The sequence below is a fragment of the Ruegeria sp. AG6 genome (assembly GCF_056541565.1).
Genome location: NZ_JBQFYQ010000001.1, coordinates 838,564 through 852,816, shown reverse-complemented (window position 1 = coordinate 852,816; position 14,253 = coordinate 838,564). Strand labels below are relative to the sequence as shown.

At 59.2% G+C, this 14,253-nt stretch carries 15 protein-coding genes; 7 read left to right on the top strand and 8 right to left on the bottom strand.

Annotation, left to right across the window (positions count from 1 at the left end):
• Positions 1–50: 50 nt before the first annotated feature.
• Both ACR0I0_RS04225 and ACR0I0_RS04220 read right to left on the bottom strand, forming a co-directional pair.
• Positions 51–710 carry a DsbA family oxidoreductase gene (locus tag ACR0I0_RS04225; protein WP_480490305.1) on the bottom strand — a complete coding sequence of 220 codons (660 nt, stop codon included), beginning with the start codon at positions 708–710 and terminating at the stop codon, positions 51–53.
• Positions 707–2,224, bottom strand: a complete 1,518-nt coding sequence (locus ACR0I0_RS04220) for a class I adenylate-forming enzyme family protein (RefSeq protein ID WP_480490303.1) — start codon at positions 2,222–2,224, stop codon at positions 707–709. The genes ACR0I0_RS04225 and ACR0I0_RS04220 overlap by 4 nt, the downstream gene beginning before the upstream one ends.
• A 64-nt stretch (positions 2,225–2,288) precedes the next feature.
• Here ACR0I0_RS04220 and ACR0I0_RS04215 point away from each other — a divergent pair, with 64 nt between their 5' ends.
• Positions 2,289–2,912: a helix-turn-helix domain-containing protein gene (locus ACR0I0_RS04215; RefSeq protein ID WP_171167898.1), complete on the top strand. Its 624-nt coding sequence runs from the start codon at positions 2,289–2,291 to the stop codon at positions 2,910–2,912.
• On the opposite strand, the gene ACR0I0_RS04210 is transcribed toward ACR0I0_RS04215, so the two are convergent.
• A complete protein-coding gene (locus tag ACR0I0_RS04210; RefSeq protein ID WP_170344111.1) occupies positions 2,901–3,140 on the bottom strand; it encodes a hypothetical protein in 240 nt (79 codons plus the stop codon). The two genes, ACR0I0_RS04215 and ACR0I0_RS04210, sit on opposite strands and share 12 nt — an antisense overlap.
• 85 nt (positions 3,141–3,225) lie before the next feature.
• On the opposite strand from ACR0I0_RS04210, the gene ACR0I0_RS04205 reads away from it, so the two are divergent.
• Complete coding sequence (locus tag ACR0I0_RS04205; protein ID WP_480490301.1) at positions 3,226–3,753, top strand: hypothetical protein; 528 nt, start codon at positions 3,226–3,228, stop codon at positions 3,751–3,753.
• Here ACR0I0_RS04205 and ACR0I0_RS04200 read toward each other — a convergent pair.
• Positions 3,699–5,516: an extracellular solute-binding protein gene (locus tag ACR0I0_RS04200; RefSeq protein WP_480490299.1), complete on the bottom strand. Its 1,818-nt coding sequence runs from the start codon at positions 5,514–5,516 to the stop codon at positions 3,699–3,701. The genes ACR0I0_RS04205 and ACR0I0_RS04200 overlap by 55 nt on opposite strands.
• Positions 5,517–5,813: 297 nt before the next feature.
• Between ACR0I0_RS04200 and ACR0I0_RS04195 the strand changes: the two genes are divergently transcribed.
• Together ACR0I0_RS04195 and ACR0I0_RS04190 are read left to right on the top strand one after the other, a co-directional pair.
• Positions 5,814–6,587 (top strand): 3-hydroxybutyrate dehydrogenase, encoded by a 774-nt coding sequence (locus ACR0I0_RS04195; protein ID WP_480490297.1) that lies wholly within the window; start codon positions 5,814–5,816, stop codon positions 6,585–6,587.
• A gap of 64 nt (positions 6,588–6,651) precedes the next feature.
• On the top strand, positions 6,652–7,677 hold the full coding sequence (locus ACR0I0_RS04190) for a patatin-like phospholipase family protein (RefSeq protein ID WP_480490295.1): 1,026 nt from the start codon (positions 6,652–6,654) through the stop codon (positions 7,675–7,677).
• On the opposite strand, the gene ACR0I0_RS04185 is transcribed toward ACR0I0_RS04190, so the two are convergent.
• The 3 genes from ACR0I0_RS04185 to ACR0I0_RS04175 all read right to left on the bottom strand — a co-directional run bounded on the left by ACR0I0_RS04185 (position 7,678) and on the right by ACR0I0_RS04175 (position 10,221).
• Positions 7,678–8,355 (bottom strand): DUF502 domain-containing protein, encoded by a 678-nt coding sequence (locus tag ACR0I0_RS04185; RefSeq protein WP_152458130.1) that lies wholly within the window; start codon positions 8,353–8,355, stop codon positions 7,678–7,680.
• A gap of 64 nt (positions 8,356–8,419) precedes the next feature.
• On the bottom strand, positions 8,420–9,331 hold the full coding sequence (locus tag ACR0I0_RS04180; protein ID WP_480490293.1) for a pseudouridine-5'-phosphate glycosidase: 912 nt from the start codon (positions 9,329–9,331) through the stop codon (positions 8,420–8,422).
• Positions 9,328–10,221, bottom strand: a complete 894-nt coding sequence (locus tag ACR0I0_RS04175; RefSeq protein ID WP_152458128.1) for a PfkB family carbohydrate kinase — start codon at positions 10,219–10,221, stop codon at positions 9,328–9,330. Before ACR0I0_RS04175 ends, ACR0I0_RS04180 begins: the two co-directional genes overlap by 4 nt.
• A gap of 164 nt (positions 10,222–10,385) precedes the next feature.
• Between ACR0I0_RS04175 and ACR0I0_RS04170 the strand changes: the two genes are divergently transcribed.
• Complete coding sequence (locus ACR0I0_RS04170) at positions 10,386–11,528, top strand: HupE/UreJ family protein (protein ID WP_480490292.1); 1,143 nt, start codon at positions 10,386–10,388, stop codon at positions 11,526–11,528.
• Here ACR0I0_RS04170 and ACR0I0_RS04165 read toward each other — a convergent pair.
• Positions 11,525–12,145 (bottom strand): thiamine phosphate synthase, encoded by a 621-nt coding sequence (locus ACR0I0_RS04165; protein WP_210092423.1) that lies wholly within the window; start codon positions 12,143–12,145, stop codon positions 11,525–11,527. The genes ACR0I0_RS04170 and ACR0I0_RS04165 overlap by 4 nt on opposite strands.
• A gap of 155 nt (positions 12,146–12,300) precedes the next feature.
• Between ACR0I0_RS04165 and ACR0I0_RS04160 the strand changes: the two genes are divergently transcribed.
• Positions 12,301–13,044, top strand: a complete 744-nt coding sequence (locus ACR0I0_RS04160; RefSeq protein WP_171632149.1) for an RNA methyltransferase — start codon at positions 12,301–12,303, stop codon at positions 13,042–13,044.
• 59 nt (positions 13,045–13,103) lie between these two features.
• The gene (ctaA, locus tag ACR0I0_RS04155; RefSeq protein ID WP_480490290.1) at positions 13,104–14,252 is read left to right on the top strand and encodes a heme A synthase; all 1,149 of its coding nucleotides are present in this window, start codon (positions 13,104–13,106) and stop codon (positions 14,250–14,252) included.
• Position 14,253: the final 1 nt, after the last annotated feature.

Below are 14,253 nucleotides of genomic sequence, written 5' to 3'. Positions count from 1 at the left end.
TCACGGCGGGTCGGCATAGGCCAGACTGGAAATTTGCACAGACCTCTGTGCTATTCTGCAGGGGAAGCCTCAAGTTGAGACATGATTTCAGCGATCACTTTCTCCCACATTTCAGGAGGTTGGGCGCCGGGAACCGCATGTTGATTGGCGACAATGAAGGTCGGGACCGAGCTCACACCCATTTTGCGGGAATGAGCATCGCGATTGCGGATATCCTCGCGGTCGGCGTCTGATTTCAGCAGCTTCATGACCAAGGCGGCGTCCATTCCGGCGCTGTCCGCGATATCGGCCAAGACTTCGTGGTCGCCGATGTCGCGACCCTGCACGAAATAGGCGTCAAACAGCGCATCGACGACGGCATTCTGCTTGCCTTCGATGCCAGCCCAATGGATCAGGCGATGCGCATCCAGCGTGTTGGGGGTACGTTTCATGGCCTCGAAGTTGATGTTCAGACCGGCCTTTTCAGCGTGTTCCACCACCGGCGCATAGGCGCGAACCGCGCCGTCCTTGCCGCCGAACTTGCGCTCGAGATACTCGCGCCGATCCATTCCCGCATCCGTCATGTCAGGATTCAACTGGAACGGATGCCATTCAATGACAAAGGGGTGGTCGGGTACGTTGGCCAGTGCCTTGTCCAGTTGAGTCTTGCCGATATAGCACCACGGGCAGATCGGATCGGACAGGATGTCGAGCTTGACGGTCTGGGTCATTTTGTTGGTGCCTCGAAATAGGCCGGCAGCGCCCGGCGCAGGAGTTTGCCGTTTCCGCCGGTCGGCAGGGCGGGCAGATGGATGAAGGCGCGTGGTTGTTTGTAACGCGCCAGGTTGGCTTCGACATAGGTGCGCAAGGCCGCATCGTCCAGCTTTTCCGGGCCCGTATAGAAGGCCGCTATCACAAATGTGTCCGGTTTGACCTCGACCGCGGCGGCGCCGACCTGAGTGATGCCCGGAAAGCGGGACAGGGCGGCTTCGACCTCGACCGGGGACACGCGATAGCCACCCGCGTTCATCATATCGTCGTCGCGGCCCAGATAGCTGATCTGACCATCCACGGCCATGACGCCCTGGTCGCCGGTCAGAAACCACTCTCCCTGCATCCGCGTTTCAACCTCATCGGGTGCGTTGAGATAGGTCAGCATCAAACCGGGGTCAGAGCGGTGAATGGCGATGGTGCCTTCTTGGCCCTTTGGCACCGGACCGTCCGGACCAAGGATCGCCACACGACGCCCGGGTTGCGGTTGTCCTAATGCGTCGCTGCGCGCGGGGTGATCCGGGCTGGAGGAAATGAAGGTAGAGCATTCGGACATGCCATAGGCTTCGAACAATTCGGTGCCGGTGGCCTTTCGCCATTGTTCGTGCAGCGCGCGCGACAGTTTCTCACCCGCGCACAAGCCGTGGCGCAGGTCAGGCAGCTCCACCCGATCGCACCCTTGCACCATCTTGCGAAAGACCCCGGGGGCCGCTGCAAAGATCGTTGCGCCATGCTGGCGCAGCAGGGCAGGCAGGGCCGTGATTTTGGTGCCGGGCGCGGGGATAAGGGCAGTTGCGCCCATGGTCCATGGATCCATCAGACCGGTGCCCAGCGTATAGGTCCAGTTGAATGCTCCGGCGTGACACAGCCGGTCGGTCTCGCGCAGACCATACCAGCCATCGACCATCATCTGCCGCGCCCAGATTGCTCGGTGGGCATGGGCCACGGCACGAGGCTTGCCCGAGGTTCCAGAGGTATAGACGACATAGGCCATACGTTCCGGATCGCCCATGTCAAATTCTGCCGGGGGCAGGTTTCGCATGGCTTTCAACGCGTCCAGCCCGATCTGCTTGGAATGCGAGGCGCAGGCGACGCCCGGATCACGCAGAATCACCGCCGGAGAAAGCTCGTCGATCATCCTGGCGGTTTCGGGTTCCGTCAGTTGTGACGATGTCGGCACCGGTACGATGCCCACGGCAATTGCCCCCAGATAGGCAATCGGGAAATCCACCGTGTTTCCCAGCCGCATCAGCGCGATATCACCGGGTTTCAACCCGGCCCGCAGCAACCCCATGCCTGTGCCCAGCACAGCCGCTTTCAGATCGCGATAGGTCCAGTCTTGCGCGCCGTTCGGGCGCAATATCGACAAAGCCACTTTATCCGGCGCGTGATCGGCGCGACCCAGAACATGGGCCGCCAGATTGAATGGCGTGGGGCAGGGTGCGGGCGACCCCTGATCGAAGATTGACAACATGGCCTCTGGCTATCGCGCCGCCTGCCGCGTTGCAAGCATGGCTGGCCGGGCCTATAGAAGGGTCATGAGCACTCAAGATCCCAAATCTCTGATCCGAATTGCCCGCGATTCTGGCGACCATACCGAAGTCGAACCCCTGGACCTTGGCGCCCGTGTGCGAGAGCTGCGCAAAGCGCGGGAATGGACATTGGAACAGGCCGCCAGTCAGGCCGGATTGGCACGCTCGACCCTCAGCAAGATTGAAAACGGGCAGATGTCGCCGACTTACGACGCGCTCAAGAAGCTTGCGACCGGGCTAGAGATTTCTGTTCCGCAACTGTTTACGCCGCCCCAGCGCGATCAGGTGATCGGACGCATGGCGATCACCCGTGTGGGCGACGGCACGGCTCATGCCACCACCACCTATGAGCATGAGCTGCTGGCCGAAACCCTGACCAAGAAACAGATGCTGCCCTATCGTGCGCGGGTCCGCGCAAGATCAATGGATGAATTTGACGGCTGGGTGCGCCATGACGGCGAAGAATTCATGTATGTGCTGACCGGTGTCGTCAAGCTTTACACCGAGTTTTACGAGCCGGTTGAGATGCGCAGAGGGGACAGCGCGTATTACGACGGCAGCATGGGCCACAACGTGATTTCCGTCAGTGACGAAGACGCGACGATCCTTTGGGTTACATCACTTGCCTAAAGCGGTTCTGCTGAATTCGCGGTTCAGCCCTTCGGTGAACAGGAAATCTTCGACCTCTTCATGCGCCTCATTCATCGTAAGTTGGTGACGTTCGGCCAAATAGGCTTCAAACCCTTTTCGATCCTTCAACACGCGCATCATGTCCTTGTCACGCAGGTTCGGAAAACGCCGCTTTGCGCGTTCGCATGCCGCATTCCAGTCGTTTGTAAGATCGGTCCAGTTCATCATCAATGAGCTTCCCTTAGCAACGATTAGGACTGCTCTCCCCCACACCAGAGTACGGACAGGGTGCCGCCACGTAAGACATGACAAAATGTCGCAGCGCTGGACCGCTCTTTTTTCAGGGGGATTTGTGCCCGCTGCGAAGTTTCCGCAACGGGCCGACGGGCCTACATTTGGTGTGAGTGGTGGCGGGCCCGGTTGTTCTGTAATCCGCAGCGCCATATTGTCCCGGCAGGCAGAGAGGCGGGGTCATCGCCAGCTCGACATTAAGCCTAAATGCCCAATTTATATGCATATTTTCCAGAAAAGTAAAATTGTCTGTGGGTGTTTCTTTCCGGATCGCTTGCATGTGACGATGCTGGACGCTGATTGCGATGCTTCAAATGCGGCCAAACGATATCTTGTGTGGGATGATAATGTGCTGAAATTTGCCGATTGGTGGAAATTTCCCGAGCGCTGTTTGTATGAAATTGCTGGCACTTTAAGCTTCCGTCTTTCGGAAACTTCAGTTGGAAAGACCAGCCGGATTCACATGTACAACGGCTGGTCTTGGGTTTGCGCCTTTTACTGGGCGTCGTACCACCAGATTTCGGGCATGTATTGCGGACCGTCGCCATAGATGGGCAGAGTTTCCGGGTGCTTCAGCTCTTTGACATGCGCGATGCGCCCGATGTCAAAGCTCCAGATCGGGATGACATAGCGGCCTGCGGTCAGTACCCGGTCCAGCGCGCGGGTGGCCGCGGTAAAGTCATCGCGGGTTTTTGAGGCCAGCATGGCATCGATCATGGCATCAACTGCGGGCGAAGATACGCCCATCAGGTTACGAGTGCCGGGGGCATCAGCAGTTTCGCTGCCCCAATAAAGACGCTGTTCATTGCCAGGAGACAGGGAAAGCGCCCGGCGGAACGTCGTGACGTCAAAGTCCAGCTCAGACGTGCGCCCGACATATTGGGCATTGTCGACCTGTTCCGTCGTGACCCCGATGCCGAGACGTTCCAGCGCGCGGGAATAGATCTCGACCACGGTTGCCATCTCGCTGTCACCCTGTTGCAGCAGGAAAGTCATCTGAAAGGCATCACCATTTGCATTGCGCAGCACGCCTTCCTGAACGGTCCAGCCTGCCTCGGCCAATAGTCCCGCGGCCTTGCGGAGGTTTGCCCGGTTCCGGGCCGATCCGTCGCCTTTCGGCAGTTCATACCCTTCCAGCGTGCCGGGCAACAGGATGTCAGCATAAGGAAGCAACAGATCTTTTACCCGCCCCTGGGCCGGACCGGGCTGCATGGCAAGGTCGGACCCCGAGAAATAAGACGCGATCCTTGGTTGCGCACCACCGGTTACCGTGTCGTTGATGAATTCGAAGTTGAACGCAAACATCAGCGCTTCGCGCACGCGCCAGTCGTCGAACGGAGCCTTTCTTGTGTTCATCACGAACCCGGTCATTCCCGAAGGTTTTCCATGCGGAATTTCGGTCTTGATGACATCGCCGCGCTGCACGGCGGGAAAGTTGTATTGCGTGTCCCATTTGTCGGCGTTGAATTCACGCACGGCTGAAAGCTCTCCGGCTTTGAACGCTTCGAACAAGACGCTGCCGTCGCCGTAGAATTCGATCCGCAGCTCATCAAGGTTCATGGTGCCGCGGCGAAACGGGATGTCGTTTCCCCAATAGTCCGGATTGCGTCGCAGATTCACAAAGCGTCCCGCTTCGTAGCTTTCAATCACGTAGGGGCCGGTTCCAATCGGCACATCATGCAGTTGTGCATCCGCGAAATTCTTGCCCTCCCATTGCGCTTTTTTCAGGATCGGGCGCATCCCGGCCAGCAGCGCAAGCTCTCGGTCGGGTTCATTGAACGTGATACGCACCGAACGCGGGCCGGTTTGTTCGATACTTTCGATCTTGCCCCATAGACCGCGATAGCGCAGATGCCCCTGCGTGCCCAACGTTTCGTAAGACCAGATAACATCATCGATCGTGACCGGACTACCGTCGGAAAACCGCGCCTCCTCCCGCAGGCTGAATTCGACCCAGGACCGGGCTGGATCGGTCTCAACTGATTCGGCTAACAGCCCATAAAGTGTGAAAGGTTCGTCCCATGACCGCCCCATCAGGCTTTCATGGGTCCAGAAAGACAACTGCCATGGCGAGGTGCCTTTTTGCAAAAACGGGTTCAGGCTGTTAAAGCCGCCCGTGTTTCCGAACACGGCTTTGCCCCCTTTGGGCGCATCCGGGTTGGCGTATGGGAGGGACACAAAATCCGGTGGTAGGGCCGGGTCCCCATACATAGCTATGCCATGAGACGATTCTGCATGGGCGACAGAGATCACGAAAATGGTGGCGATTCCTGCCACAAGTGATCGAAACGGACGGAGAAAATCCGGGCTCATTTTGGAAACAATCCTGCTCTGGCCTTATTTTGTTGGTATTCACCGTAGTGATGATTTTTCTTATTATCAAACTTTTAGCTTGGACCAAGGCGCAGAATTGCTTATAAAGGTTGCACTGCTCGATAGGTTTCTTGCCTGTATGAAACCTGCCTCAATAACTTAACGCCCGCTTCGTGCGGGCGTTTTTTTTGCCTGTGGAAGTCTCAGGCCGGTATTCCAATCCCACATGTTTCCCCGTTTTCTTTGCAGGTGCAGCATGGCATGGTGCGCCTGATCAACGCTTGAGGGAGAATGGACATGAGCCTGTCCGGCAAAACGGCAATCATCACGGGATCAAATTCGGGCATCGGCCTGGGCGTCGCACGCGAGCTGGCCAAGGCCGGTGCCGATGTGGTTCTGAATTCCTTTACCGATCGCGATGAAGATCACGCGCTTGCCGCGCAGATTGCGAAAGAGACCGGAACCAATGCGCGCTACATCAAGGCCGACATGTCCGAGGGCGAGGAATGCCGATCCTTGATCGAACAGGCGGGGTCTTGTGACATTCTTGTGAACAATGCCGGGATTCAGCATGTCTCACCGATTGACAAATTCCCGGTTGATAAATGGGATGCGATTATCGCAATCAACATGAACTCGACCTTTCACACAACGGCGGCCGCGTTGCCGATGATGCGCAAGGCAGGTTGGGGACGTGTGGTGAACATCGCCTCGGCCCACGGTCTGACGGCATCCCCTTTCAAGGCGGCATATGTTGCGGCCAAGCACGGCGTGGTGGGAATGACCAAGACCGTAGCGCTGGAAACTGCGCAGGAACCGATCACCTGCAATGCCATCTGCCCGGGATATGTGCTGACGCCGCTGGTCGAGTCCCAGATTCCCGACACGATGAAAGAATACAACATGAGCCGTGAGGACGTTGTGAAGAACGTTCTTTTGGAACGGCAACCGTCCAAGGAATTCGCCACGGTCGAACAACTGGGTGGAACGACTATCTTCCTGTGTTCGGACGCGGCCGCTCAGATCACCGGAACCACAATTTCCGTCGATGGTGGCTGGACCGCGCTTTGAGGTTTTGCGGGGGAGCTGCCCCCACACCCCCAGAGTATTTTGGAAAAGATGAAGGGGTCGCGGCATGAAGCGGATCAATCTGGCTTTGCAGGGGGGTGGGGCGCATGGGGCGTTCACCTGGGGTGTGCTCGACCGGCTGCTGGACGAGGACGACATCGAGGTCGCTGCCATTACCGGAACTTCCGCAGGGGCGCTGAACGGTGCGGCCTACAAATCTGGTATGGTTCATTCCGGGCGCGAAGGCGCGCGGGCACGCCTGGACGGGTTGTGGAAGCGCATGGGCGCTATTGGCGACATGCGCTTTGCCAACTGGTTTCGCGGCCTTGAACCGGCGGCCATTGCGCAGGCGATGGAATATTCGGTGCCGTTTTCGATTGGGGATGCCTGGTCGCGGATGGTGTCGCCCTATGCGTACGGGCCGTTCTACAGCAACCCTTTGAAGCCGGTGGTGGACAGGTTCAATTTTGACGAGGTGTGCGCAGATGAAGGCCCGCGACTGTTTGTGTGTGCCACCTGCGTACGCAGCGGCAAGATCCGCGTCTTTACCGGCGACGAAATCAGCACCGACGCCATCCTGGCCTCGGCCTGTTTGCCGACCCTGTTCAAGGCGGTTGAGATTTTCGACCCGAAGACAAACCGGACCGAAGCCTATTGGGACGGAGGGTATACCGGCAATCCGGCGCTCTATCCGCTGTTCAACGATGATTTGCCGGATGACGTGGTGATCGTGAACATCAATCCGCTGGAGCGTGACGAAGTTCCGATCACGCCGCAGCAAATCCAGAACCGGATCAACGAGATCAGCTTCAACTCATCCCTGTTTCGCGAGTTGCGGGCGATCAGCTTTGTCCAACGGTTGTTGAAAGAAGGCAAGCTGACAGCCGGAGAGATGAGCCGCGTTCTGGTTCACATTATTGCAGATAACGACTTGATGAACAGCCTGTCTGTTGCCACCAAAACCGTGCCCAATCCGGTCATTCTGCACAAGCTGAAACAGGCCGGACGGAACGCCGCAGACGGTTTTCTTGCCAACCACAAGAAGGATTTGGGCCAGACCAGCACAATTGATCTGCCTGCGATGTTCAGCTGATCACTCGGGCGGCTGTGTCGGATCTTTTCCATTCGGATAGACAAGCCCTGCCGAAATCACCAGTTTGGCGGCGTCTTCGATGCTCATGTCCAGCAGGATCACGTCTTCTGCGGGGAAGAACAACAGAAACCCCGATGTCGGGTTGGGTGTCGTGGGTACGAATACGCTCAGCAGTTCGCCACCGGTTTCGGCGCGTTGGCTGACCTCACCCTTGGCGCTGGTCGAGACAAAGCCGATGGCCCAGATCCCGCGACGCGGGTACTGGATCAGGCAGGCTTTTTCGAAAGAACGCTCGGTCTGGGCAAACACCGTTTCCGAAATTTGCTTGATCCCGGAATAGACCGAGCGCACGACGGGCATCCGGTCAACAACGCTTTCGGCGAAGTGGATCAGGGAACGGCCCAGAATGCCCTTGGCGATCCAGCCGACCAGAACGGTGAAGATCAGGAAGATCACCACGCCCACGCCGCGCAGGTTGATGCCCACGTATTGTTCGGGCTGGAACTGTTGGGGCACCAGCGGCAGAACAGCACTGTCTATCCAGCCGACCACGGACCAGATCAGCCAGACCGTCAACCAGACAGGCGCAATGACCACGATGCCCGTCAGAAAGGACGCGCGCAGCCGTGAAAGCATGCCCGGGCGGCGGTGAGGCTCTTCGTCGAAGGGTGTATTCATTGCGGTTCCGAATGGTTTCCGGATTTAGGTAGTCAATCCACGGCCTTGGTACAATAGGTTAACGTCACCTCTGTTTGACGAGCGCTTGCGCGATCTTGGCCGCCAAACGCGCATTGTTTCGAACAAGGGCGATGTTGGCGACCAATGACCGGCCTTCGGTCTTTTCAAAGATACGTTGCAGCAGATAGGGGGTCACGGCTTTGCCGGTGATGCGATGGGCATCTGCATCTGACTGGGCTTCGGCGATGATGGGGGCCAATTCCTCGGCCGGGATTTGATCGGCGGCTGGAATCGGGTTCGCCACCAACTGCCCGCCGGGCAGACCCAGCGCGCGGCGGGTCGTGTGGGCTTTGGCGATGGCATCGGCACTGTCCATGCGCAGGGGCGCGTTAAAGGGCGACTTTGCCGACCAGAACGCAGGAAACTCGTCCTGGCCATGTGAGATCACAGGCACGCCCAGCGTTTCCAGAACCTCAAGCGTTTTGGCGAGGTCTAGGATGGCTTTCGCCCCGGCTGCGACGACGGTCACGGGCGTATGGCCAAGCTCGTGCAGATCGGCAGAGATGTCGAAGGTGGTCTCGGCCCCCTGATGCACGCCGCCGATACCGCCGGTGGCAAAAACCTCGATCCCGGCATAATGCGCGGCGATCATCGTGGCGGCAACGGTGGTGGCCCCGGTGCCACCGGTCGAGATGCACGCCGCCATGTCCGCGCGCGAAATCTTGGCAACGCCTTGGGCCTGACCCAGCCATTGCAGTTGATCCTGCTCCAGCCCGATATGCAATTTGCCTTCGATCACGGCCATGGTTGCAGGAACCGCACCCGCATCGCGGATGTCCTGTTCGACCTGAGCCGCGACTTCGATGTTCTGCGGGTAGGGCATCCCATGGGTGATGATGGTGCTTTCCAGCGCAACGATGGGCAGGCCCGCGTCCTTGGCGGCGCGAACCTCGGCAGAGTATTTGATGTCGATCACAGTGGGGTTTCTCCGGAAACGTAGGTTGCAGCGGCGTGCAGGGCGCGGGTCAGGGCCTCGTCACTGGATGCACCGCCGGATTCTGAGGCGATATGGGCCGCCATGAAGGTATCCCCGGCACCGGTCACGCGGGTGACCAGAACGGCAGGGGGTGTTTGCGTCAGGATTTCTGTCGAGCTGCCGATGGTTGCCGAATTGCCGCCATCGGTGACCAGCACCCGCAGCGCGCCGCGATCCAGAAGGCCTTTGGCCGCGGATTCGGAATCGGTGAATTCACGCTGGCACAGGATACCGGCCTCTTCGAGGTTTACATAGAGCGTGGCGCGAGCATGTTTCAGGAACGGCAGCAGACGTTCGGCCTTGCCCGGCGATGCCGGGGCCACGCGCAGATCCGCACGCGCAAAAGCAGGGCTTTGGGCAATTTCTTCCAGCAGGTCCAGTGTCAGGTTGCCATCCAGTGCGATCGGGCCCTCAAATGGGGCGTTCTCATAACCCAGAGGTCCGTGCATCAAAGGGTGCAGTATCTTTGCGCCCGCGGCCTCCAGCGAATGCGCGTCGGCAATCGCCGCGATCAACCCGTTCGCACCTTCGACGGCCATATAGCGGTCGGTCGGCAAATCCTGCGACCGATAGATGTGATCCGTCACCATGCCGAGGCGCGAACAGGCATGGACAAGCTCGTCGCCTTCCGGATCGCGGCCAATGGCGGTCAGCAGGGTGGGTGTCATGCCGAAACGAACCAGTGTCATGGCAATGTTCATCGCAACGCCACCGGGCAGGCGGGTGATCCGGCCCGGCACGTCCGAGCCCTGTCGCATGGCGCTGGCCGATCGGCCGATCACGTCCCACAGGACCGAGCCGATGCACAGGATATTGGTGTTCTGAGTCATACGGGACGTCATGCCGCAGCGGTGTTGCCCGTGCAAGCCGGAACGTCATCGCAACAAGAGATTCCCGACCGGCCTGTGCCGATATGGCCTTGCGATCCGTGGCCTTCGCGGGAACAATCAAAAGCAATGATTGGTGATTTGATTTTCCTGTTGGAGCGTTTCGTATGAATGGCCCCGTCTTCCGTGCCATCCTCCGAGCCCTCAATACCTGCGCCCTGAGTTTTTTCGTTCTTCTGACCTTGCATCCGGGATCCGTAACGGCGCAAACGGCCCCGCCGACGGTCATTGATTTCTGGGTCAAGGATGACACTCTGTTTCTCGAGGTGAAACTGAACGCCGAGGCCATGCTGGTCGGTGCCGATCCGACACAACCCGACGCTTATTCCGGCAATTCACAGTACCGATCTCTGCGACGATTGGTGTCGTCGGAACTGGAACCGCAGATCAGAGACTTTGTTCAGGTCTGGAAGCAAAGCCTTGTGGTCGAAGCGCCTGATCGCCTGGACCTGTCTTATGAAGGTGTGCGTATACCGGTGGTGGGCGACACGGAAAAAGTGCGTGTTTCCAAGTTGTTGTTGACTGCACGTTTGCCGGATCACGCATCGAATCTGCGCCTGACCTGGCCGCAGTACTGCGGGTCAGTCGTTCTTCGTCAGCAAAACGTGATGGCCCCGTATACAGGGTTTCTGACTGCCGGAGAAATCAGCCCACTGATCCCGTTGCAGGGCGGGGCATCGCTGACAACAGAGCAGACACTGCAGACGTATTTCGCAAAGGGGATCAGCCGATTTGTTCAAAGCCTCCTTAAGCCATCCATCCTTGTTCTGACACTCGTGATGCTGACGCTGAGCCTGCGGCCTGTGATGTCTCAGGTGGCGTTTTTGGCAGCAGGGGTTTTTGTCGGGCTCGGGTTGGGCATGTACGGCGTGCTGGACGTACCAGAAAACATGCAGGATCAGGCCTTGGTGGCTGCGATCATCATTCTGGCGCTATGGAACCTGGTGGCCCGGCACTTGCAGGTCTGGCGCCTGTTGGCCGTGCTTGCCGCAGGCTGTGTTTACGGATTGGCACTGGCTTCGGATTTGACAAAGATCGGGGTGCCGCCCGATCATCTGGCTCCGGCTGTTTTGGGGTTTGGTGTCGGGAATCTAGTACCTGTCGTCTTTGTGGCTGTTCTGGCCTTTGCCTGCGCGCTTTTGCTTGCAGGCGGGTCACACAGAAAACGAGGCCGGATTTCGGTTCTGACCTCGATGCTGATCGCCGGGATCGGCGTGTATTGGATGGCTGAACCCTGGTTGCTGGCTTAAGATATTGCCGCCAGCAGCTTGTTCAGCGCACCCAGCGGGTCGTCATCGCCCCAGATCTCGTCCCCGATGCCGAAGAAATCGGTGCAGGGGGCCAGATCGCCGATCAATTCGGGCGTCAGGCCGCCTTCGGCCACGACCGGGACTTCGATCATCTCGGACCACCATTGGAACAGATCTTTTTCGGCGCGGGTTCCGTCGCCCAACGTGGCGGTGCCAACGGGGCCGAAGGCCACATAATCTGCGCCGTGTTCGCCCGCCGTCATGCCGTCATGGCTGGACGCGCCGCAAAAGCTTCCGACGATCGCATCCGGACCCAGCTCCTTGCGCGCGGCGCGGACCGAACGTGCGCCGTCATCCAGATGCACCCCATCCAGCCCCAGACGTTGCGCCAGCAGCACGTGGTTTGAAATAACGATGGCCACGTCACGGGCGTGGGCCACTTCGCGGCAGGCATCAGCGGCACGGGCGATGGTGTCTTCGTCGTTGCCAGCCAGCGCCAGGCGGATGCAGGCGATCTCGGCCCCGTCCAGAACCGATGCCAGTTTGGCCGGAAACGTGCTCAGCTCGATGGTCGGAGGCGTTATCAGGTAAATCTGCGGCTGCTCGGGGGTGTCCATGGGCGCGTCCTTCGGCTTTTGGTCTTTGGCGCGGTTTAGCGGATTGCGGCGGGGAAGCAAACTTTTATGGCCGAGACCACGCAATTTCCAGCCCCAGCGCCTTGCCCTGCAAGAGCCTGCCGATTACAGCAGGCCAAGTTTTTACAAGGTGAACCATGCCCAGCGACAAATCCCAGCCTTCCTTCGTGCTTGTTCGCCCGCAGATGGGTGAGAATATCGGTGCCGCCGCCCGGGCGATGTGGAACTTTGGACTGGACCGGATGCGCATCGTGGCGCCCCGCGACGGCTGGCCAAACCCCAAGGCGGTGGCCATGTCCAGCGGTGCCGGCCGGTTGCTGGACGAAGCGCAGCTGTTTGACGATCTGGCCGGATCGCTGGCCGACAGCACTTTTGTCTTCGCCACCACTGCACGGCAACGCGGGCTGACAAAACCCGTCTACAGCCCCGAGCGCGCCATGCAGATCGCCGCTGAAAAGGTCGCGGCGGGCGAAAAGGTTGCGGTTCTGTTCGGCCCCGAACGCGCGGGGTTGGAGAACGAAGACATCGCCAAGGCAAATGCAATCATCTCGGTGCCCGTGAACCCGGAATACGCGTCGCTGAACCTGGGCCAATGCGTCTTGCTGACCGCTTATGAGTGGATGCGCCAGACCGGCGACGTGGTGCATGAATCCACCGATTTGGGCAAGGGGGACTGGGCCACGGGGATTGAAGTTGAGAAACTGGTGGAACACTACGAGGACCGGCTGGAAGAGGCCGGGTTCTTCTATCCCCCTGAAAAGGCCGAGGGCATGAAAACCAACCTGCGCAACCTGTGGTCGCGGATGCGGATGACGCGGGCCGACGTGCAGATGCTGCATGGGATCATGCGGCAGATGGTCCGCTGGAAAGACAAAGGCTGAGGCTGGACCTATCTTCCACCAAGCCCTAGCTTGCGACGAAATCAGGACATGAGGACAGCATGAGCGGTAAGCGCAGCATCTTCGAAGAGGTCTCGGACACCGAAAAACAACAGGTCGTTCAACCCGGTATGATCGACCGGGGGCGTGGCGGTGCGCGTAAGGCAATCCGTGCCTGGCTGATGATCCTGTTCGCTTTGGTCGTGGTGATGATCGCTGTCGGCGGTCTGACGCGGCTGACTGACAGCGGGCTGTCGATCACTGAATGGCGTCCGATTACAGGGGCGATCCCGCCGATGTCCGAGGCCGACTGGCAGGCCGAGTTCGACAAGTACAAGCAGATTGACCAGTGGCGCATTCAGAACCAGTGGATGCAGTTGAGCGACTTCAAAACCATCTATTGGTGGGAATGGGGGCATCGCCAACTGGGCCGCGTGATCGGGCTGGTCTGGGCCACCGGTTTCCTGGGCTTCCTCGTGACCCGCAAGATACCCACGGGTTGGACCGGCAAGCTGCTGATCCCCGGCCTTCTGGGCGGTGTGCAGGGGGCTGTCGGCTGGTGGATGGTCGCCTCGGGTGTGACGCAGGGCGAGGGGATGACCGCCGTCGCCAGCTATCGCCTGGCCACCCATCTGGGACTGGCATTCGTCATTCTCGGGTTCCTCGCCTGGTATATATTCGAGCTTGGCCGGGAAGAACGTGACCTGATGCAGGCGCGTCGCATGAAGGAAGCGAAACTGTTCTCGTTGTCCACCGGCCTGATGCATTTCGCCTTTTTGCAAATACTTATTGGCGCGCTTGTCGCCGGGATCGACGCTGGTCGGTCTTATACCGACTGGCCGCTGATCGGCGGGCAGCTGTTGCCGCCGGATGCCACCGCGTTGGAGCCGATGTGGCGCAATTTCTTCGAAAGCCCGGGGCTTGTGCAGTTCATTCACCGCTGCGCAGGTTACCTGTTGTTCATCTTTGCGATTGTCGTATGGCGCCGCGGCGGCGCCAGCGCGCATCCTCAGACGCGCTTCGCCTTCAACGCGGCTTTCGCGGCCCTGTCGGTGCAAGTTGTCGTCGGTATCGTGACCGTCGTCTACGGAGCGCCGTGGCAGATCGCCATCTTCCACCAGTTCATGGCCGTTGTCGTCTGGACCCTGATCCTGCGCGCGCGGTTCCTCACTGCATATCCAATCGCAACATCTGTACGCGGAGTAAATTAAC

Bases quoted from the DNA above. Each gene is read 5' to 3' on its own strand.
- ACR0I0_RS04225 (WP_480490305.1), bottom strand. From the start codon at position 710: ATGACCCAGACCGTCAAGCTCGACATCCTGTCCGATCCGATCTGCCCG.
- ACR0I0_RS04220 (WP_480490303.1), bottom strand. From the start codon at position 2,224: ATGTTGTCAATCTTCGATCAGGGGTCGCCCGCACCCTGCCCCACGCCA.
- ACR0I0_RS04215 (WP_171167898.1), top strand. From the start codon at position 2,289: ATGAGCACTCAAGATCCCAAATCTCTGATCCGAATTGCCCGCGATTCT.
- ACR0I0_RS04210 (WP_170344111.1), bottom strand. From the start codon at position 3,140: ATGATGAACTGGACCGATCTTACAAACGACTGGAATGCGGCATGCGAA.
- ACR0I0_RS04205 (WP_480490301.1), top strand. From the start codon at position 3,226: ATGTCGCAGCGCTGGACCGCTCTTTTTTCAGGGGGATTTGTGCCCGCT.
- ACR0I0_RS04200 (WP_480490299.1), bottom strand. From the start codon at position 5,516: ATGAGCCCGGATTTTCTCCGTCCGTTTCGATCACTTGTGGCAGGAATC.
- ACR0I0_RS04195 (WP_480490297.1), top strand. From the start codon at position 5,814: ATGAGCCTGTCCGGCAAAACGGCAATCATCACGGGATCAAATTCGGGC.
- ACR0I0_RS04190 (WP_480490295.1), top strand. From the start codon at position 6,652: ATGAAGCGGATCAATCTGGCTTTGCAGGGGGGTGGGGCGCATGGGGCG.
- ACR0I0_RS04185 (WP_152458130.1), bottom strand. From the start codon at position 8,355: ATGAATACACCCTTCGACGAAGAGCCTCACCGCCGCCCGGGCATGCTT.
- ACR0I0_RS04175 (WP_152458128.1), bottom strand. From the start codon at position 10,221: ATGACTCAGAACACCAATATCCTGTGCATCGGCTCGGTCCTGTGGGAC.
- ACR0I0_RS04170 (WP_480490292.1), top strand. From the start codon at position 10,386: ATGAATGGCCCCGTCTTCCGTGCCATCCTCCGAGCCCTCAATACCTGC.
- ACR0I0_RS04165 (WP_210092423.1), bottom strand. From the start codon at position 12,145: ATGGACACCCCCGAGCAGCCGCAGATTTACCTGATAACGCCTCCGACC.
- ACR0I0_RS04160 (WP_171632149.1), top strand. From the start codon at position 12,301: ATGCCCAGCGACAAATCCCAGCCTTCCTTCGTGCTTGTTCGCCCGCAG.
- ctaA (WP_480490290.1), top strand. From the start codon at position 13,104: ATGAGCGGTAAGCGCAGCATCTTCGAAGAGGTCTCGGACACCGAAAAA.